Below are 19,229 nucleotides of genomic sequence, written 5' to 3'. Positions count from 1 at the left end.
TTTTTTGGCAGGAAGGTTTCTGATAGAATGCGGTTTAAGCTTCAGTATTGAAAATCTGCCCAATCCAGAACAGGCCCTTGGAATTAAATTCTGAGATGCCTTCCGGAACGGCAATTATGGTAGTGGGCTGGATCTCCAGAATATGACTCCCCTCTGCATTTTTGATCTCTATCAGGCTCCCTTCAGGAGCATGAAGTTGTACATCGCATGCGGTAAACCACTTTTTGAAGTTGCCGTTTTTCACTGGAAAATACCTAATAGATCCATCCCATATGACCAGATCGAAAAACTCCAACATAGGTTCTAAGTCAAAAACCTTCTGGTGGTCAAATCCTACAATATTGGCTGCTCCATGCTTGGAGGCGATGAGGTATTGCAAAGACTCATTCAAGTAATCGCCGTTTTTAACGCCTAGAAATTTAACTGGATATTGTTCTTCGAGCAGCTTGAAGTTTTCCTTTTGGAATTCCAAATCGGCCAAAATCAAATCCACCTTGATCCCCCAAGAAATCACTGTGAAGATTTCCTCTTGGGCCACCATGACAGTAGGCACCCATTCCAGAAGTGGGGCAATCTGCTCAAATGTAATACCAGTAGTATCCAAAATGACCAATGCTGGTTCCTGTTGTTCTTTGACGAAATGATGGGAAGACATGTTAAATTACCAATTACCAATTACCAATTATCAATTACCAAAACTCAAATTCCAAGCTCCAAAACACAAACTCCAAATTTCAAACTCCAAATCTGATGTTTAGGCTACAATTTTGCCTGAAAAGGATTAAGCCCAGAGAGTTTTGAAAAAGCGCTGAGCGTTTTTAAAGGCCAGTTTTTCCAGTTGAGACTGATTGAGGTTTTCACCCAGTTTATCCAGGATACTTGGGTATTTCGAAGCATTTTCCACAATGGGGAAATAGAAAGGATGCCTGCTTGGATCCGGAAAGTCTTTGGTATAAAAGAAATCTGCACCAAAACACATTTGTTCTTCCGCTCCTATTTCAAACCCGTGAAGAATATGTTCGAAGACCCTTTCAGGATGTTCATTATCCAGAAATGCCCTTAGGAAGTTCACGCCGATCAGCCCGCCCCTTTTGATGATTTCCTGTGCAAATTCATTGGGCAGGTTTCTTTTATGGTTCCAGATGCTACGGAAATTGGAATGGCTGGCCATTACCGGAACATCAAGCTTTTGGGTATCAATGTGCTTGAGGATACCTTCAGCCAGTAAATCAGATGTATGGGAAAGGTCGATGGCAATTTTTTTACCTGAAATATAATCTAGTATGCGCTTGCCATCATCTTTTAATCCTATGCCTTCGGTATAATTACCGCCTCCAAACCTGTTTTCGGTATGGTGGGTCAAACTGATATATGCCATTCTTCTGGTCATCTGAATCAATTTGTCCAGCTGCTCGAATGCTTTTTGGATAGGAGCCTCTTCATCTGCCAGCCCTGCAGCATTTTCAATGGCGGTGACCAATCCAATTTTGGAATTAAGGTTGATGTTCTTCAAAAATTCAGCATCAGCCTGCACCACTTCCTGGGCATGCATCATCAACATTTCGCGATATTTATAGGCCTGCAGGGTGGCCAGTTCCATACTTCCAGGCCTTACATCAGTGTATATGGCACATATTTGCAATTTGACATTGCCTAGTTGTAGTAGAGGGATAGCACAGGCAATATCTTCGGATTTATCTGCCGCTGCTTTTGGGGTTTTGGCCAGATAGGATAAGATGTCGCAATGGGTGTCGATGATGGGTATTTGCATGATGCTGAGATTGAATATTCAAAGAAACCAAAAAATGAGCTTTTTTTAATATTTTTAGCCTTTAAATCAAATGTTAACTTAAGGACTCAATACATGCCTATCGCCAAACCCATCAATTTTCAGAAGTGGATTGAAGAAAACCGTCACCTTTTGAAACCACCTGTAGGAAACCAAGTGATGTACAAAGGGAACGACGATTTCATCGTGATGGTGGTTGGTGGGCCCAATTCCCGAAAAGATTTTCACTACGATGAAGGAGAGGAATTTTTCTACCAGATAGAAGGGGACATAGTCCTGAAGATCGTGGAAGATGGAGAGGTAAAGGATATCGAAATCAAAGAGGGTGAAATGTTTTTGTTGCCCGCTAGGGTGCCCCATTCACCAAGAAGACCAGCCAACACCATTGGTTTGGTTCTGGAGCGATACAGAAGACTTGGTGAGCAGGATGGGTTTATCTGGCATTGTGAAAACTGCGGTCATAAACTCTATGAGGAATTTGCTGAAATCACCGATATCGTGAACCAATTGCCTCCTATCATGGAGAGGTTTTGGAGTAATCCCGAGCATACCAAGTGCAAAAAATGTGGGACGGTGATGGAGAAGTAAGCTGTTCGGGATATCGAAAAGCGATAAAGACAAATAGGCAATCCCTACGGGATTGAATGCTGCTGTTCGGGATTTACAATCCCGAACCTTGATAAACCGGATTTAAAAATCCGCTTACTGACAAACGATTTTAAGTCTTATGTCTTGCATCTTGTATCTTGGGTCTTGCGTCTTATTTCAAATTCAAAACTTCAAAACCCCGCTTTCTTTTCCTTTGTACAGAATCAGACTTTTGGGTCTTTTGTCTACATAAAAATTGATGATATTCTGCTGTCCTTCAAAATGTTGTAATAATACCTCATTATGTATTTCAACGGTTTTGGGTAGCGGTACCTTTTCGGCCTCTAAATAAAACCAAGCCGCCTCCTCCTCGATTTCAAAACCCAGGTAATTTAACTGCACTTTTTTACCATTGATGAAGATCTCATTTTTGTCCAAAAGGTAGGCTTTGGCCATTTCTTCCAATGCTTTTCGGTCGGTAGGATTGAGAAAATCCACTTTAGTATGGTGTATGTCACTTAAAGCCACTTCCAGATCATCCCAAAAAATCTTTTGGGCGATTTCCAGACTTTTATTGTTGGGGTTATATCTAAGCTCAGATAGGCTGATATAGAAGGGGTGATAAAACACCTTCCATCCCAAAAAGAGCATGAAAATGTAATTCAAGTGCATGATGTAAGCTTATTTTATTTTCTTTGCAAATTATACAATAAACGATCATACCTGAAAATTAATTCAGGTGTAAAATAATAAAGCATTTAATGGGACAGTTTCAACTGTATTTTCAATTAGGTATCCAGCATATTCTGGATTTGGACGGATTTGACCACATCCTCTTTGTCGTGGCACTCTGTGCAGTATATGTACTTAGAGATTGGAAAAAAATCATCATCCTGGTCACGGCTTTCACAGTAGGCCACTCTCTTACTTTGGCACTTGCAACGCTGAATGTTGTCAAAGTAAATACCGATCTGGTGGAATTTCTGATTCCGGTAACCATTGGTATAACCGCCTTGAGCAATATCTTCAAGCCCAAGCCCAGCACAGGTCGAGGCGTGCAGATCAACTATCTATTTGCCCTTTTCTTTGGTTTGATCCATGGTTTGGGTTTCTCCAATTACCTGCGGTCCTTGCTGGGCCGAGAGGCTTCCATCTTCGAACCATTATTGGCCTTCAATATCGGGTTGGAAGTTGGACAGTTGGTCATTGTGGCCATATTTATGGTTGCTTCCAGTATCTTGGTCGGTATTATCGGCATCAACAGAAGGGATTGGGCCTTGGTCATCTCGTCTATTGTGTTGGGGATGTCCATCATGATGATGATCGACACCAAGTTTTGGTAAAAATTATAAGATCCCGACAGAAGGATGTTTGGAATTATTGAATAAACACAGGATTCATCTTATATTACAAGCTTGCATGCGGTTTTCCGCAGCAACAATGCTAAAATCACGCTTATGAAAAAACTACTTACTTTAACTGCATTTGCACTGGGTATTTTCTGTACCATGCCAGCATTTGCACAGTGGTCAGAGCAAAATCATGCCGAACGCTTTGAGCAGCTCGGCACAGAACTTCGCTCACCCAATGTGTACAGGACGGCATCAGGAGCCCCAGGACATATGTATTGGCAGCAAAAAGCTGACCATGAAATCGAAGTGGAACTGAACGATGACAACCAATCCATCAAAGGTTGGCAGAAGGTTACTTACTTCAATAATTCTCCAGACCCTTTAAAATATCTTTGGATCCAATTGGACCAAAACGAAAGGGCAGCTGATTCTAACACACCTAAAATCGCTGAAAGCAGGATCAATCCAAGAATGAGCCTTCGTCAATTGGAAGGTATTCTGTGGCATGATCAGGATTTGGGCTACAAAATCCATTCAGTAAAAGACATGTCCGGAAAAGATATTCCTGTGACTATTGTGAAAACCATGATGCGTGTGGATCTGCCTCAACCTTTGATGCCTGGGCAGCAAATGGAATTCACCGTGGATTGGAGCTTCAATATCCATGACAGGATGAGTTTTATCGGTGGACGTCCTGGATATGAGTATTTCCCTAAGGATGGTAACTACCTCTACACCATGGCTGAGTGGTTCCCAAGAATGGCGGTTTATTCCGATTTTGAAGGATGGCAGCACAAGCAGTTTGTAGGCAGAGGTGAATTTGCCCTGACTTTTGGTGATTATAAAGTTAAAATCACTGTGCCTGCTGACCATATGGTAGGTGCTACCGGTGTATTACAGAATCCTCAGGAAGTACTGAGCGCCACGGAAATGCAGCGATGGGAGCAGGCTAAAAAATCTTATGATAAGCCTGTTGTCATCCGTACACAAGCTGAGGCTGAAAGATTGGAAAAGCAAAAAGCAAAAGACAAAAAAACCTGGGTTTTCCATGCTGAAAATGTCAGAGACTTTGCCTGGACATCTTCCAGAAAATTCATTTGGGATGCCATGGCGGTAAAACAAGGCGGTAATGATGTCATGGCGATGTCATACTACGGTAAGGAAGGCAATCCGCTTTGGGAGCAATATTCTACCAAAGTTGTGGCCCATACCATCAAATCTTACTCAGCACGCACCTTTGATTATCCTTATCCGGTAGCCATTTCCGTGGAAGCTTCCAACGGTATGGAATATCCAATGATATGTTTCAACTATGGTCGTCCTGACGAAGATGGTACCTATTCAGATGCTGTCAAATACGGAATGATCTCTGTAATCATTCACGAGGTAGGACATAATTATTTCCCAATGATCGTCAATTCAGACGAACGTCAGTGGTCTTGGATGGATGAGGGTTTGAATACTTTTATGCAATTTTTGGCCGAACAGGAGTGGGATAGAGATTATCCTTCCAGAAGAGGTCCTGCTCACAAAATCGCGCCTTACATGGCCAGTGAGAGACGATTGCTGGAACCAATTATGACCAACTCTGAAAACATCATTCAGTTTGGTCCAAATGCATACGCTAAACCTGCCACAGCCCTGAATATCCTGAGGGAAACCATCATGGGAAGAGAGTTGTTTGATTATGCATTCAAAGAATATGCTCAAAGATGGATGTTCAAACACCCAACTCCAGATGATTTCTTCAGGACGATGGAAGATGCTTCCGGCATTGACCTTGACTGGTTCTGGAGAGGTTGGTTCTTTGGAACAGACCCAGTAGATATTTCTTTGGAAGCGGTGAATTGGTACAAGCTGGACAACAGAACGCCGGCTGAGAAAAAAGCAGATCAGAAAAAAGCCTTTGACAGAGAAGAGAGTTATGTCAGCAAAACGTATAATGCAAAGGATATTGAACAGACTGTGGTTGAAGCTGATCCAGCTACACGTGATTTCTACAATAGCTATAACCCATTCACGGTAACTCCTGAAGACGAAAAAGCCTATAAAGACTTTATGGCTTCTTTGAGTCCTAAGGAAAAAGAATTGATGAACTCCGGATTGAATTTCTATGAAATGAAATTCAAGAACCTAGGAGGTTTGGTGATGCCATTGATCATTCAATTCAATTATACTGATGGTACTTCTGAAGTAGAAAGAATTCCTGCTGAGATCTGGAGACTGAATGAGTGGGAAGTATCCAAAGTATTTGCGAAGAAAAAAGAAGTGGCAAGTGTGGTATTGGATCCATTCAGAGAAACTGCTGATATCGACGAATCCAATAACTACTGGCCGAGACAGTTTGTGCCAAGCAGATTTGAAATGTTCAAAAGTGCAGGAGGTGCAAGAGGTGTTTCTACAGGCGACAATCCTATGAGACGCGCTCGAAATAGAAAGTAATACTTATTGAATGAAAATATAAAAGCCCTGAGAAGTTGATTTTCAGGGCTTTTTTGGTTTTATGTAGTTTTGCGTACGGCAAAAAACCAAATCATTGAGGAAACTCAGTGGTGATCATTTCATCGATTATCTGAGATAAAACTCCAAGCTCCTGTGAAATGATTTCCCATACTGCACTTAGCTTTAGATTGAAACACTCGTGGGCAATGAAGTTTCGGAATGATTTGACTTTATACCAGGGATAGGCATAACGGTTAAGTATTTCATCATCAACATGATTGATGGCCTCTCCAATAACAATAAACTGCATCAATACTGCTTGATGCACCAACTCATGCTTTTCAAAGGATTCTTTTTCCAAGCCTTTGGTAAATCTAATTTCTGTTGCTTAACTTGATCCGTTGAAAAACCACCGGCAAAACATGAAAAAACTTCTGAGTATTCTCCTGATCCTTTTGGGGTTTCAGGTATCTGCACAAGAGCTGTATAACTCTTCTTTACCCTTAAAATACCGCAACATAGGCCCTTTTAGAGGAGGGCGTTCTGTTACTACAAGTGGTGTGGTAGGTGACCCGCTCACCTATTATATGGGCACCACTGGCGGAGGGGTTTGGAAAACCACTGATGCGGGACAGCAATGGGAAAATATTTCCGATGGTTACTTTGGAACGGGATCGGTTGGAGCTATTGCTGTGTCTGAAAGCCATCCGAGAATTGTATTCGTTGGAATGGGAGAACATGCACCGCGAGGTGTGATGACTTCCTATGGCGATGGGGTCTATAAATCCACTGATGCAGGGAAAACCTGGAAAAAGATGGGCCTTGAAAAGACGCAGCATATTTCCAGGATTATTATCCATCCCGAAAATCCGGACATCGTCTATGTAGCGGCTCAGGGAGCATTGCATGGTCCAAATGAGGAAAGAGGAGTGTACAAATCCATAGATGGAGGAGAAACCTGGGAGCGAGTACTTTTTGTGAACACGCTCTCCGGCGCTGCTGACCTGTCTATGGACATGCATTTTCCAGAGGTGCTTTATGCTGCCATGTGGGAACATCAGCGCTTGCCTTGGAAGGTGATTAGTGGAGGTGATGGCAGTGGACTATACAAATCTGTAGATGGTGGTAAAACCTGGAAAAGGTTGGAGAATGGTCTGCCCAAAGAAATGGGTAAAATGGGGATTGCTGTTTCCAGGGCAAACTCGGACAAAGTATATGCGCTGATTGAAAGTGATTCCGATAAAGGTTTAGGAGGACTTTTTGTGTCAGAAAATGGAGGAAGCAGTTGGTCTAGAGTCAGCAATGACAACCGACTGGTTCAGCGTGCCTGGTATTATATTGAAGTTTTCCCGGATCCAAATGCAGAGAATACAGTCTATGTGCTGAGTGCTCCTGCGCTTCGTTCGATAGATGGAGGCAAAACCTGGGAGGTCTTGCCTTCAGCCCATGGGGATTACCACGATATGTGGATCAATCCACACAACTCCAAAAACCTGGTTATCGCAGATGATGGTGGGGCAGCGATCAGTTTCAATTTTGCGCAGACCTGGTCCAGACAGGATAATATGCCTACCGCACAGATGTACCGAATCAATACGGACAACCAATTTCCTTACCGCATCTATGGTGGACAGCAGGATAATACTTCTTTGGTCATCAACAGTCTTGCTTTGGGAAGAGGTGGCATTACACAGGAACATTGGAATTATTCTGCCGGAGGGGAATCTGCCTTTTTGGCTTTTGATCCTGATGATCCAAGGTATGTGCTGGGAGGAAGTTACCTGGGAACCATTGAGGTACTGGATACCAAATCCCAATCCTCTACTAATATCATGATTGCCCCGATCCAATATCTGGGAAGGGATGCCAGTGATATGCGTTACCGATTCAATTGGAATGCGCCTATCATTTGGTCTCAGCATGAGCCAGGCACTTTCTACCACGCTGCACAATATGTGCTCAGGACCAGAGATATGGGCAATTCATGGGAAGTGATTTCTCCGGATCTGACCCGAAATGAAAAAGAAAAGCAAGGCAAAGGAGGAGGTCCTTATACCAATGAGGCTGTAGGGGCAGAAAACTATGGGACCATTGCCTATATCATCGAATCCCCTCATGAAAAAGGGGTTTTCTGGACAGGAAGTGATGATGGTTTGGTGTATTTGACGAGAGATGGAGGTGCAACATGGAGCAATGTAACGCCAAAAGGAATGCCCGAGACTTTGGTCAATGCCATTGATGTTTCTCCCCATGAGCCAGGAACGGCCTATATCGCAACTACCCGTTATAAATTCAACGATTATACTCCAGCAATCTATAAAACTGCTGATTATGGTAAAACCTGGACCAATATCAGTAAAGGGATTCCTTATGGCGCCTTTACCAGGGTAGTCCGTGAAGATACAGAGGTAAAAGGTCTTCTTTATGCAGGTACCGAAACAGGCATGTACATTTCCAGAAATGATGGTGCGAGTTGGGAATCATTTCAGTTGAACCTGCCCCTTACCCCCATCACCGATCTCAAAATCGCACATAATGACCTGATCGTCGCTACCGCTGGCAGGTCCTATTGGATTTTGGATGACTTGAATGTGGTCAGGGAAATGAAAAAGACTGTGGATAAACCACAGCTTTATACCCCTGATGATGCGATTATAGGTCATTGGTATTCAGATATGAACAGTAATTCTGCAACCGGCATGGATCCATTTGTTGGGGTAAATCCTGCTTCAGGTTTGGTCATCTACTACCATTTGCCAGAGGGCATGAAAGAAGGTCAATCTTTGGATCTGGAAATCCGAGACGCACAGGGTAAGTTGGTCCGTAGGATTTCAAGTAAGTCGGATCCCAAATTTATCCAATATGCGGGAGGACCGGCACGTGAACCTGTCTTGAACTTGGAAAAGGGTCTGAACCGCTTTGTCTGGGATCTGCGTCATCAAGGGATGCCCGGTATTCCTACCGCATACATTGAGGGCAGCTTCAGAGGACATATGGTAGTTCCGGGAACTTATACCCTTCATTTGAAATCTGCTTTGGGTGAGTCATCTGTATCCGCTAAAGTCTTGGAAAACCCCTTGTTTGAGACAACTAGAGAACACTATGCCGAATACGATACCTTTATGCTGAAAATGGAATCTGAGCTGACCGAAATGCATCAGATGGTCAATACTGCCATGGATTACCAAAACCAACTCAAAGCATTCTTGGGCAGGATAGAAAAGGATGAAAACAGAAAAGCATTGAAAGAAGAGGGTGAAAAGCTGCTTCAAGCCATGCAGGCCTGGGATGAGGAGATGGTTCAGCGAAAATCCAAAGCCTATGATGATGTGGAAAACTTCCCTAACAAGTTTACAGCAAACTTCCTCTTCCTGATCAATCAGACCGAAAGTCAGATTCCAAAAGTGAATCAAGGCTCAAAAGAGCGTTATGCTGAACTTTCCCAGCAATGGAGTAAGCTAAAAACAGAAGGTGAAAGATTGATGAATACCGCAATACCTGCCTACAATGCCAAATTGCAGGAGGCTGGTATTGGGGTATTGTTTGTGAAGTAAAAAAAAGATTATGTGAATATCCGGAATTACACCAATAATCAATTCAAAAGTGGAATATTAGCAAACCGATATTTATGTATACCTGCCCGATGCCAGGCAGGTTAGATACTATAGATATTGAATCGAAACAACCCATAATTCTAAGAATTGAAGCTGTTGGCAGAGAAGCGTATAACTGCAAAAGATAAACAGTAATTTTACTGAAAGTTTTAAAGAAGAGGCCCTGAACAAAATCAGGGCCTCTTTCATCTTTAATTTTTTGAGGTTTCTTACCCTTTGAGTCTTTTTAATTAATCATTGGTAATTGGAAATTTAAAATTTAAAAAACACCCCGGGTGCCCCTAACTGCACCCAGGGCTATTGTTGTATTCGCCGAGGCAAGGCACAACAATTTCTTAAAAAGTTATGGTGTCGGTTTAGTCGAATTTATACTCACTTTTCAATAACTCCACGGTTACCGTTTGGGCATTTGAGGTGATGATTCTCCACTCTTGGATTATATTTCCTCCCCAAAAACGCATTTCAACTTTTAAGACATCATCCTCTACCCGCCACTTGCCTTCGTAATCAGCAGTAACGATCGGTGGCGTGCCGCACCAACCCGAATTGGCCCTGTTGATCAACTCACCGTTCCTTTTGAACGAGTAGCCAAAAGTGTTGTCCGGTAGTTTATTGATTCTTTCCAGTGTGAAACCATTTTCCTGCCATCCGGCAACCGTCCAGGAGCCCAGTGGAAATTCTCCAGCTTCCAGAGACATGGTATCCTGTTCCATACAGGAAGTCAGGAAAAAAATCATCGATAATACCAGTAAGACTTTTTTCATTGTTCACAAAATTTTGGTTCCGTCGCCTAGACGTAAATGACCATGGTGGATGTTGAGTTGAATTGAAAAAATAAATAGAAAAATGTTGAGAACAAGGGTTTATAAACCCGAAATAGCCAAGTTTCATTTATTACCACATAGGTAAATAGTTCACATAGTCTGCTTCGCGGAATTTCATAGGCGGTCCCTATGGGACCTGTGCATAATTTGTGGCATCTATTTCTACCAATAGGTTGTGCCGCTGGCACGGTATATGCTTTTTACAATCCCATTGGGATTTCCTATCGGTAGAAAATTATCGTTTCAGGTCAGGCAACAATCCCATAGGGATTGCCTGTTTGTCATTCCCGCTTCTTGAAATCCTTATTTGCTGCCATCTCATTGTTAGCATTGTGATAAGCAGATCACGCTTCGTTCATTTGGAAAACCCCTGCACTTATTCGGAAAATTCCTGCACTCATTCGATTCTAGGTCCGATTGGGAAAGGCATCTGCTAGTTTTGGTTCACTAATCAATTATACTTAACCAACAAGATTATGAACAGAGAAGTAGTAGTACTCAGAAGTTTTTCCACTGCCTTGGCTGCCGGTGTGGTTTTATTGGCATCAGTAGCTTTCAAAAATAACGGCAACCATCATTTTGAAGAAATAGATGTGCAGAGAATCAATATTGTAGAGCCTGACGGAACGGTCAAGATGATCATCACCAATGTGGATAAGTTTCCAAATGGGGATGCCCAAATCAACGATAGGCCTACCAATGCAGACAGAAAGAAGCGCTCAGGTATGCTCTTTTTCAATGAGGACGGCATAGAGGCAGGAGGTTTTATCTATGATGGTGCGCTTACCGAAAAAGGGCACAGTGCAGGTTTATCCCTTACTTTTGATCAGTATGATGGCGATCAGGTGATGCAGTTGCTGACCACGGACAGTAGGCAGGGGGATAGAAGAAGGGTGAGCAGCAGTTTGGTATTTATGGACAGACCTGAGAAAGAATCCCAACAAAAAACGATGGAGATTATGGCAGAATTGCAGGAATTGAGAAAAACCGATCCGGCTGCAGCAAGGGCAAAAATGCAGGAATATCAGGAACAGGACCTGATCGGTGGTGCGCCTAGGGTCATGCTGGGCAAATCCGGTAGCCAAAACAACGGTCTGTTCTTATTTGACGATCAGGGCATGCCAAGAGCCATGTTCTACGTGGATCAGGCCAATCAGGCCAAATTGGATTTCTTTGATGAAAAGGGTGAAGTGTTGTATTCCTTCCCTCCTGCACCTGAGAAAAATTGATGTTTTGATGGGGCAAAAGAAAATTTGGATAAGAAGGGATTAAAAATCCTTCCTATCATGGTGCGGGAATGGATGTCCCAAAAAGCCAGATAACTTTTCCAAAGCTTGTGTTATTTTAATATTATTAAGGCTTAACTCAACTTTGGAAAAGTTTTTTTAACCCAACTGAAAATTTGCTAAATGTGAGGAAGGTTATACTTTTGGGTCGGGCACCTTTTGACAACTAGAATGCTGTTATGAAAAAATTTTTGGAATCGCTTTATCTGAACAAATACTTTTTGGCCTTCATTGTCATTTTTGCCTATCTCGAATCCATTCAGATCCGGTTTTATTTTTCCAGAAAATTTGATTGGTACCTGTTTACACCTGAAGCTGCCATTGGTCAGCTCTTCAATGCCCTGATCTTATTTATAATCATCGGACTGGTGATCAGAAGGTCTCATAATCAATTTTCGCTACCAAAGGCAATTTCAGTTTTTGGTATTTCATTAGTACTCTATTTGATTGTAAACAATCTATTTTCCTTCCTGATAGCCTTGATTTTCAATACTGTGGAAAGGAACTTTAATTTTGATTCTCTGGCTTCCTCCAATATCAAATATGTCTTGGATGTCTTTGTTTATGGGGGATTTTTCCTGGCGCATTACTATTTTCAAAGGTATAAGGAAGACCAGGAAAGGATCAATCAGCTCGAAAAATCACAAATGGAAAGTCAGTTGTCCAAGCTCAAAGCGCAGTTGGATCCTCATTTCTTGTTCAACAACCTGAATGTGCTGGATCAGTTGATCGAAGAAGACAGGGAAAAGGCCTCGCGTTTTCTCCATGATTTTTCTGAAATTTACCGGTATGTGTTAAAATCTTCGGACAGGAAACAGGTTCCCTTGGTCGAGGAACTGGATTTTGCTGCTCGCTATTTCAGATTGATGCAACTGAAATATGGAGAGGCCTATTTGTTGCAGGTTTCTGGTGTACCCGTTGAAAATGCCTTTTTGCCTCCCTTAAGTTTGCAGCTCCTGATCGAAAATGCCATCGAGCATAATTTGGGTACTGAAAGTGTCCCTGTATCCATAGAGTTGATGGTGGATAACCATACCAACCATACCATTACGGTAAAAAACACCTTAAGACCTAAAAAAAGCCCCAAACTGCATGGAGGTAGGGCTTTGGAAAACCTCAAAGCCCAATACCAGCTTTTTGGAACTGATTTACCGGTCATTAAGAAGAGTGAAGATAATTTTGAAATCCAATTACCCTTGATATTTTCAGATGTGCGTTGATGTATTGATTATAGAAGATGAACTGCCTGCTAGAAGAAAGTTGAAGCGGTATATTGATCAGCTGGAAGCTGAGGTTCAGGTAGCGGCAGAATGTGCCACAGTGGAAGAAGCGATTCTCTTTTTTGAGAAAGGTGGAAAAGCTGATCTGATTTTCTCAGATATATCCCTGCAGGATGGCAATGCCTTTGAAATCTATCAGGAAATAGCACTGAAATCCCCTATCATTTTTACTACTGCGTACGACAATCATATGTTAGAGGCCTTTGAAAGCAATGGGATTGATTACCTTTTGAAGCCTTTTACCTTTGAGCGCTTTGAAAAAGCCTGGAAGAAGTTTCTATTGTTTACCCAACAAAATTCAAGCTCAATCAAAGCTAAACCAAAACCCCAAGCTTCTGAATCTTTCAAAAGCAGGTTTATCATCAACACAGTAAAGGATAGTTATTTTTTGGAGATCGAAAATATAGCCTATTTTCTAGCAGAAGGCGGAATAGTGAAAGCCACTGATATTCAAGGCAAAGGCCATATTCTAAATACGCCCACTTTAAAGGAAATCGAAGATACCGTAGATCCAGCCCAGTTCTTCAGGATCAATCGGGCGGAATTGGTCCACAAGCCTGCTATTGAGAGGATGGAGCGTTATGGTAAAAACAGCCTGGCTATCAAACTTCGGGGCATCAACAAATCCCTTATTACCAGTCAGTCGGCTACTGCGGCATTTAGGGACTGGGTGGAAAAGTGATTTTTAAGACGTAAGAAAAAAGACACAAACTCCAAATTCCAAAACTCAAATTACAAAACCCAAACTCCAAAACTCAAATTCCAAATTCGAGAACCAAAACACAATCAATATCCTGTCTTCAAATTAAGTTAGGGTGTTCTGTTTGAAGCCAAAAACTGTGGGTGGAGAACAGGATGTGAATAGATAGAAACAAGTTTGGCTTCTAAGGTCTAGTGTTCTTTTTCTGCTGAAAATAATTTTTTCATCAAGATAAACTGTGGTAAATTTTAACTAAATTTTCCCCTTAAAGTTATACCATGCGTAGTTTCATCCTGATCCTGATCACTTTTTTCAATTTAAATGCCTTCGCCCAAAATCTACCTTTTGAGGGCTACATTCTTTACCGCTACACTTATCTCGATTTGGAAGGTAAAGACATTACAGCTCAGAAGTTATTGGAAAATGATTCTGTTCAGCACTATTACATCAATGCCTATAATTATGTGGCCTATGATGAAAATCAAAATTTGAAGCAGCTTTACAATGCTTCCTCAAACCGGTATTTTTTTTCCCGGGCCAATGACATTTATGTTTTGGATGCAGGGGAGACTTCTCAGCCTAAGCCTATGTTTACACTTTCTAAAGAAAATAAAGAAATCCTGGGATTCAATTGTACTGCTATTGTAGAAGGAGAAGGTCCTAAAGCCAGTATTCGCTATGTTTCCGAAGACATTTGGGTCGATCCCAAGCCATTTAAACGACATGTTATGGGAGGCTGGGGTCCTTTTTTGGAAGCAAGTAAAGGAAAACTTCCTTTGGAATTGATTTTCCATAATAAGGATCATACCATGATTATGACCGCTGTTTTGGTCCAAAGCATTCAGATTCCTGAAGAAGCCTATGATATTGATAAGTTGATTGAGAGAAGTAAAAAATGAAACTGACCAATTTCTAACTACAGCTAAATCATTCACATTTTTAGGTTCGATTTTTTTCAAGCTTCCCTCGTAATTAATAAAATTTGTCCGCCCACGGTCAAATTTGCATTCAGGTGGACATCGCAGATTTTTGGTTTTCTCTAAAATTGGGGAAATTTCAGGTTTTTTTCCTTTGGCATCCCAATTGGGTAAGTTAAACAAAACCCAATTGCCATGTTGAAGAACTTTCTGCTAACCGCCTGGAGGATCATGGTCCGCCAAAAAGCCTATACCGCCATTAATATTTTGGGTCTGAGTCTGGGAATCGCAGCCAGTATGTTGATCATCATCTATGTGGCTGATGAACTCAGTTATGATAAATTTATCCCGGATGTGGACAGGATGTACCGTGTCACTTTACATGGGCGCATGAATGACAATGATTTTAACATTGCTGTTACTTCAGGTTCTATTGCCCCAGCGCTCTTAGCGGAAGTCCCGGAGGTGGAGTCGGCGACTCGATTGAATATGTTCAGGACCATGCCCGTGCAGTACGAGGACAAAACATTTACGGAATCCCACTTTTTGATTGCAGACAAAAATTTTTTGGAATTTTTCTCCATAAAAGTGCTGCAAGGTGATCCTCAAAATGCCCTCAGCGGGGTAGACAGGGTTGTCCTTCCTGAGTCGGTGGCCAAGCGGTATTTTGGAGATGAAAATCCCTTGGGTAAAATACTGTTACGTGGAGCAGAAAAGAGCCCCATGGAGGTCTCCGCAGTTATTGCAGATCCCCCTGCTAATTTTCACCTGGCCTATGACATGATTCTTTCCAATGAAGCAGGACAATTTGGATTTGATGAAAACTGGACCAACAATAATATTTACAATTATTTCAAAATTCATTCAGGAGCCGATTCAGATAAAGTGAAAGTAGCCCTGGATGGCTTTGTACAACGGTATGTGGGTGCCGAACTGGAAAAGTTTCTGGGCATTTCCCTTGAAAACTTTTATGCAGCAGGAAATAAGTTCGGTTTTCAGATCCAACCTGTACAGGATATCCACCTGCGCTCAGAGGTGAATGAAGAAATCAAGCCTGGAGGCAGTATTCAGTACCTGTATATTTTTGGTGCGATAGCTTTATTTATTATCGTGCTGGCCTGTATCAACTTTATGAACCTGTCCACAGCACGATCGGCCAACAGGGCTAAGGAGGTCGGGGTCAGAAAAGCGGTGGGTGCCGGTCAGACCAAATTGATCCTACAATTCCTCTCCGAATCCCTGCTGTACAGCTTGATCTCTACCTTTTTGGCGGTGTTCATTGTCCTGATGGTTTTGGAACCTTTCAACAACCTTTCCGGCAAGGATTTGAATCTGGGGATTTTCCTGAATCCTTTGGTGATTCTGGCACTTTTGGTATTTGCTGTATTGATAGGCTTAATGGCAGGTTCATATCCAGCTTTTTACCTGACCTCTTTTACTCCCTCTGCAGTTTTGAAAGGAAAGGTCCGTCATGGAGTCAGAAGATCCTCTTTGAGAAATGGCCTGGTGGTTTTCCAGTTTTTCATATCCATATCACTGATCATCAGCAGTATGGTGGTGTACAAGCAACTCAAGCATTTGCAGGATGTCAACCTGGGTTTTGAGAAGGAGAATGTGGTCAACCTGTACCATACCATGTCTTTGGGGCAGAATGGAAAGGCTTTTAAAGATGCATTGATGAACAATTCGGAGTTTGTGGCAGCGAGTTTCGCTAATAGGCTTCCTCCAAATGTGGGTTGGAATTCTGTTTTCAGGAATCCCGAAACCGCACAGGATTTTATGTGTACCTTATATATCGTAGATGAGGACCACTTGGATGCCATGGGCTTTAAAATGGCAGATGGCAGGTTTTTTTCAAAGGATTTTGTCAGTGACAGCACGGCCATCATCGTGAATGAGACAGCTTTTAAGATGATGGGCTGGGCCGAGCTTAATGGACAGCGATTGAGTGGATTTTGGGGAAATAATGACGAGCCTGTAGAGAAAAACATTATTGGGGTAATCAAGGATTTCAATTTTGAAAGCCTGCATCAGAGCGTAAGGCCTTTGATTATAAGTTTGAGTACTGTGCCCAACTATGAGATGGCGGTTAAACTTTCCCCAGGTCCTGTAGGCAAAAAACTCGAAGTGTTGGAAGAAATCTGGAAAAAGCATGTGAACGGGGCGCCTTTTGAGTTTGCTTTTGTGGATGCAAATTTTGATGCGCTGTTCAAAGCGGAGCAAAAAATGGGAAATATCATCTTGGTCTTTACAGTATTGGCGATCAGTATTGCCTGTTTGGGACTATTTGGCCTGGCTGCCTATACTACAGAGCAGAGGACCAAGGAGATCAGCATCCGAAAAGCCCTTGGGGCTACCGTGCCACAGTTGGTGACCTTGTTGAGTAAGGATTTCACACTATTGGTATTGTTGGCCTTTGGGATAGCGGCACCCTTGAGTTATTACCTGATGAACAAGTACTGGTTGCAGAATTTTGCCTACCGGGTGGATATTAGTTTGTTTTTGATGGTGCTGGCTGGACTGCTTTCCATTTTTATTGCTTGGTTGACGGTGAGTTTTCAGTCATTCAAAGCGGCGGCAAGTAATCCTGTGGATTATTTGAGGAATGATTGATGGTTAACCCGCTTCGCGAATTTTGCAATTTCGTGAAGCGATACAGCGTATTTTTAATCCGGATGGACAGTGGAGAAGAAGGGATTAAAAATTTCAAACAGATAAGTTTCATTTCTTTTTACAACATAGATTCATAGTTCACATAGTCTGCTTCGCGGAATTTCATAGGCGGTCCCTATGGGACCGGTGCATAATACGACACCTGTTTTATTTACCGAGAGGTTGTGCGGCTGGCACGGTATATCTATGTTCCAATCCCGTAGGGATTACCGATCGGTAGAAATTAGCGTTTCATATCAGGCAACAATCCTGTAGGGATTGCCTATTTGTCTTTCCTGCTTCTTGGAATTAGTAATTTCGTGAAGCGAGAACGCGTTTTTAATCCGCATGAACAGCTTGGTTTTCCACAAAAAACCTTCCTTATTTTGCGCCTTTGCGTCTTTGTGTGAACCATTTATTTTTTTCTGCCAATGCGGTGAGTTATCCTCAATGGATCTTCGTGCCTTAGCGCCTTTGTGGCGATTAATATTGAACCCCTTAATTCCTAAAAATCTTAATGGTTCAAAAAAACGCTTCTTCTTTTTAAGACAATTGATGACAATTAATTTTTTATCCTGATCCTTTTCGGGATCTTTGGTAAAGGAAGAAAAAAGGAGTTTTTATGGAAAAGCAGCAGTATTGTCCGATATGTCAACAGGAGGTGGATTATTCCTCCAGGTATCCCAAGTATCTCTGTAATACCTGTATGGACCTATGTACTGATGCCGAAGGAAGGCCGGTGGCCTTTTACAATACCACCATTTTAGGTCAGGGCTGTCAGGGGGAATACAAGGATATGGGAGAGCGCTATGGCGGAGACAACTGCTATGTAAAAGGTATCCCCTGCAAAGCCGAAGAGCATCATTTTGGAGGAATTGTGGTGGAGGTGGTGTGAGTATTTTTTAGAGATTTAGTAATTCTAGATTTTCGATAATAAGATTTTTGGTTTCAGGAATAATTGATTTCCTAAAGGGGACACCTAGCATCAGGACTTTACTGCAAAATCCTAATTGAGAAAAATTATATTCAATTTTTGAGACTTCAATTTTATTAGAAGGATAACATAAAAAACCAGATTTGTTTTTAGCATCATTAAAGGAGCTGTATGCAAGAATCTGATGCAGGTCTTTCCTATGTTCTTCTTTCAAATTTTCATTTTGGTCAAATTTATTATATAGATGAGACTTGTATTTCGCATCTATAAATACCACTTGATCATCTTTTAACAATACTCCGTCTGGCTCTAAGTTATTTAAGCTCCACTGGAATCTCTTTTTAGCATTAGAGTAGATTTTTAGGTTGGGAATAAATTTACCGCCTATCGATTTGGCAACTTCTTTAAAGATATACTGAATAAACTTTTCAAAAACATCAGCAAAGTCTACTCTCCATGCTGTACCATCGATTAAATTGAAATTTAGAATTCTATTGGCAATTAGCTTTGCTTCTTTTATCGTCACACCATCCGCATTCGTTATATGAATTTTTGGAGTGATTTTAGGTTTGTGGAAATATAATCTTTCATCTAAAAATGAAATTCTTTTCGAAATTGGAGTCCTAATACTTATTGGTGTATTGGAGCTTAATAATTCTGATTTGCACAAGTCGTATACAAATCTGATTTCACTAAACTCCGAGTGGAATTCGCTTAAAAAATTTTTTCCTGACTTCCGCAGATTATTCACCGTAATTTTTTAAGTTATTGAATTTCAATGTTTATGGATTCTTAAGTTTCGGTTTTGGGTGTCCCAGGGGATGATTTTATTAAATTAGTCCATGTTTGTC

At 41.7% G+C, this 19,229-nt stretch carries 16 protein-coding genes; 10 read left to right on the top strand and 6 right to left on the bottom strand.

The window, feature by feature from the left end; all coding sequences use genetic code 11:
• Window positions 1-34 precede the first annotated feature (34 nt).
• Together ACFFIP_RS00930 and ACFFIP_RS00925 are read right to left on the bottom strand one after the other, a co-directional pair.
• Window positions 35-655, bottom strand: coding sequence for a thiamine pyrophosphokinase (locus ACFFIP_RS00930; protein ID WP_382385681.1), 621 nt, complete (start codon window positions 653-655; stop codon window positions 35-37).
• A 126-nt stretch (window positions 656-781) separates the two neighbouring features.
• Complete coding sequence (locus ACFFIP_RS00925; protein WP_382385680.1) at window positions 782-1,771, bottom strand: dipeptidase; 990 nt, start codon at window positions 1,769-1,771, stop codon at window positions 782-784.
• A gap of 93 nt (window positions 1,772-1,864) precedes the next feature.
• Here ACFFIP_RS00925 and ACFFIP_RS00920 point away from each other — a divergent pair, with 93 nt between their 5' ends.
• Window positions 1,865-2,377, top strand: a complete 513-nt coding sequence (locus tag ACFFIP_RS00920) for a 3-hydroxyanthranilate 3,4-dioxygenase (protein WP_382385679.1) — start codon at window positions 1,865-1,867, stop codon at window positions 2,375-2,377.
• 183 nt (window positions 2,378-2,560) lie between these two features.
• Here the strand turns inward: ACFFIP_RS00920 and ACFFIP_RS00915 are convergent, their stop codons facing one another.
• On the bottom strand, window positions 2,561-3,049 hold the full coding sequence (locus ACFFIP_RS00915; RefSeq protein WP_382385678.1) for a DUF6702 family protein: 489 nt from the start codon (window positions 3,047-3,049) through the stop codon (window positions 2,561-2,563).
• An 89-nt stretch (window positions 3,050-3,138) separates the two neighbouring features.
• On the opposite strand from ACFFIP_RS00915, the gene ACFFIP_RS00910 reads away from it, so the two are divergent.
• On the top strand, window positions 3,139-3,720 hold the full coding sequence (locus tag ACFFIP_RS00910) for a HupE/UreJ family protein (protein WP_382385677.1): 582 nt from the start codon (window positions 3,139-3,141) through the stop codon (window positions 3,718-3,720).
• 114 nt (window positions 3,721-3,834) lie between these two features.
• Window positions 3,835-6,171 carry a M1 family metallopeptidase gene (locus ACFFIP_RS00905; RefSeq protein WP_382385676.1) on the top strand — a complete coding sequence of 779 codons (2,337 nt, stop codon included), beginning with the start codon at window positions 3,835-3,837 and terminating at the stop codon, window positions 6,169-6,171.
• 91 nt (window positions 6,172-6,262) lie between these two features.
• Here ACFFIP_RS00905 and ACFFIP_RS00900 read toward each other — a convergent pair whose 3' ends face one another.
• On the bottom strand, window positions 6,263-6,550 hold the full coding sequence (locus tag ACFFIP_RS00900; protein ID WP_382385788.1) for a HepT-like ribonuclease domain-containing protein: 288 nt from the start codon (window positions 6,548-6,550) through the stop codon (window positions 6,263-6,265).
• A 43-nt stretch (window positions 6,551-6,593) separates the two neighbouring features.
• Here ACFFIP_RS00900 and ACFFIP_RS00895 point away from each other — a divergent pair, with 43 nt between their 5' ends.
• Entirely contained in the window at window positions 6,594-9,725 is a 3,132-nt protein-coding gene (locus ACFFIP_RS00895; protein WP_382385675.1) for a WD40/YVTN/BNR-like repeat-containing protein, read from the top strand.
• 416 nt (window positions 9,726-10,141) lie between these two features.
• Here ACFFIP_RS00895 and ACFFIP_RS00890 read toward each other — a convergent pair whose 3' ends face one another.
• Window positions 10,142-10,549 carry a hypothetical protein gene (locus ACFFIP_RS00890; protein WP_382385674.1) on the bottom strand — a complete coding sequence of 136 codons (408 nt, stop codon included), beginning with the start codon at window positions 10,547-10,549 and terminating at the stop codon, window positions 10,142-10,144.
• Between the two features lie 536 nt (window positions 10,550-11,085).
• On the opposite strand from ACFFIP_RS00890, the gene ACFFIP_RS00885 reads away from it, so the two are divergent.
• From ACFFIP_RS00885 to ACFFIP_RS00860, 6 genes are all read left to right on the top strand, one after another.
• Entirely contained in the window at window positions 11,086-11,838 is a 753-nt protein-coding gene (locus ACFFIP_RS00885; RefSeq protein ID WP_382385673.1) for a hypothetical protein, read from the top strand.
• 236 nt (window positions 11,839-12,074) lie between these two features.
• Window positions 12,075-13,115 carry a sensor histidine kinase gene (locus ACFFIP_RS00880; protein WP_382385672.1) on the top strand — a complete coding sequence of 347 codons (1,041 nt, stop codon included), beginning with the start codon at window positions 12,075-12,077 and terminating at the stop codon, window positions 13,113-13,115.
• The gene (locus tag ACFFIP_RS00875; protein ID WP_382385671.1) at window positions 13,105-13,857 is read left to right on the top strand and encodes a LytR/AlgR family response regulator transcription factor; all 753 of its coding nucleotides are present in this window, start codon (window positions 13,105-13,107) and stop codon (window positions 13,855-13,857) included. The genes ACFFIP_RS00880 and ACFFIP_RS00875 overlap by 11 nt, the downstream gene beginning before the upstream one ends.
• Window positions 13,858-14,153: 296 nt before the next feature.
• A complete protein-coding gene (locus tag ACFFIP_RS00870; RefSeq protein ID WP_382385670.1) occupies window positions 14,154-14,774 on the top strand; it encodes a hypothetical protein in 621 nt (206 codons plus the stop codon).
• Between the two features lie 213 nt (window positions 14,775-14,987).
• Complete coding sequence (locus tag ACFFIP_RS00865; RefSeq protein WP_382385669.1) at window positions 14,988-17,405, top strand: ABC transporter permease; 2,418 nt, start codon at window positions 14,988-14,990, stop codon at window positions 17,403-17,405.
• 661 nt (window positions 17,406-18,066) lie between these two features.
• Window positions 18,067-18,339, top strand: coding sequence for a hypothetical protein (locus ACFFIP_RS00860; protein WP_382385668.1), 273 nt, complete (start codon window positions 18,067-18,069; stop codon window positions 18,337-18,339).
• Window positions 18,340-18,346: 7 nt separating this feature from the next.
• On the opposite strand, the gene ACFFIP_RS00855 is transcribed toward ACFFIP_RS00860, so the two are convergent.
• Entirely contained in the window at window positions 18,347-19,129 is a 783-nt protein-coding gene (locus tag ACFFIP_RS00855) for a 5-methylcytosine restriction system specificity protein McrC (protein ID WP_382385667.1), read from the bottom strand.
• Window positions 19,130-19,229: the final 100 nt, after the last annotated feature.

The sequence above is a fragment of the Fontibacter flavus genome, from assembly GCF_042432905.1.
GTDB lineage: Bacteria > Bacteroidota > Bacteroidia > Cytophagales > Cyclobacteriaceae > Fontibacter > Fontibacter flavus.
This window is presented reverse-complemented; position numbering and strand designations above follow the sequence as displayed.

What these genes read in the sequence shown, in the direction of transcription:
- ACFFIP_RS00930 (WP_382385681.1), bottom strand. Translation starts at nt 655, where the DNA reads ATGTCTTCCCATCATTTCGTCAAAGAACAACAGGAACCAGCATTGGTC.
- ACFFIP_RS00925 (WP_382385680.1), bottom strand. Translation starts at nt 1,771, where the DNA reads ATGCAAATACCCATCATCGACACCCATTGCGACATCTTATCCTATCTG.
- ACFFIP_RS00920 (WP_382385679.1), top strand. Translation starts at nt 1,865, where the DNA reads ATGCCTATCGCCAAACCCATCAATTTTCAGAAGTGGATTGAAGAAAAC.
- ACFFIP_RS00915 (WP_382385678.1), bottom strand. Translation starts at nt 3,049, where the DNA reads ATGCACTTGAATTACATTTTCATGCTCTTTTTGGGATGGAAGGTGTTT.
- ACFFIP_RS00910 (WP_382385677.1), top strand. Translation starts at nt 3,139, where the DNA reads ATGGGACAGTTTCAACTGTATTTTCAATTAGGTATCCAGCATATTCTG.
- ACFFIP_RS00905 (WP_382385676.1), top strand. Translation starts at nt 3,835, where the DNA reads ATGAAAAAACTACTTACTTTAACTGCATTTGCACTGGGTATTTTCTGT.
- ACFFIP_RS00895 (WP_382385675.1), top strand. Translation starts at nt 6,594, where the DNA reads ATGAAAAAACTTCTGAGTATTCTCCTGATCCTTTTGGGGTTTCAGGTA.
- ACFFIP_RS00890 (WP_382385674.1), bottom strand. Translation starts at nt 10,549, where the DNA reads ATGAAAAAAGTCTTACTGGTATTATCGATGATTTTTTTCCTGACTTCC.
- ACFFIP_RS00885 (WP_382385673.1), top strand. Translation starts at nt 11,086, where the DNA reads ATGAACAGAGAAGTAGTAGTACTCAGAAGTTTTTCCACTGCCTTGGCT.
- ACFFIP_RS00880 (WP_382385672.1), top strand. Translation starts at nt 12,075, where the DNA reads ATGAAAAAATTTTTGGAATCGCTTTATCTGAACAAATACTTTTTGGCC.
- ACFFIP_RS00875 (WP_382385671.1), top strand. Translation starts at nt 13,105, where the DNA reads ATGTGCGTTGATGTATTGATTATAGAAGATGAACTGCCTGCTAGAAGA.
- ACFFIP_RS00870 (WP_382385670.1), top strand. Translation starts at nt 14,154, where the DNA reads ATGCGTAGTTTCATCCTGATCCTGATCACTTTTTTCAATTTAAATGCC.
- ACFFIP_RS00865 (WP_382385669.1), top strand. Translation starts at nt 14,988, where the DNA reads ATGTTGAAGAACTTTCTGCTAACCGCCTGGAGGATCATGGTCCGCCAA.
- ACFFIP_RS00860 (WP_382385668.1), top strand. Translation starts at nt 18,067, where the DNA reads ATGGAAAAGCAGCAGTATTGTCCGATATGTCAACAGGAGGTGGATTAT.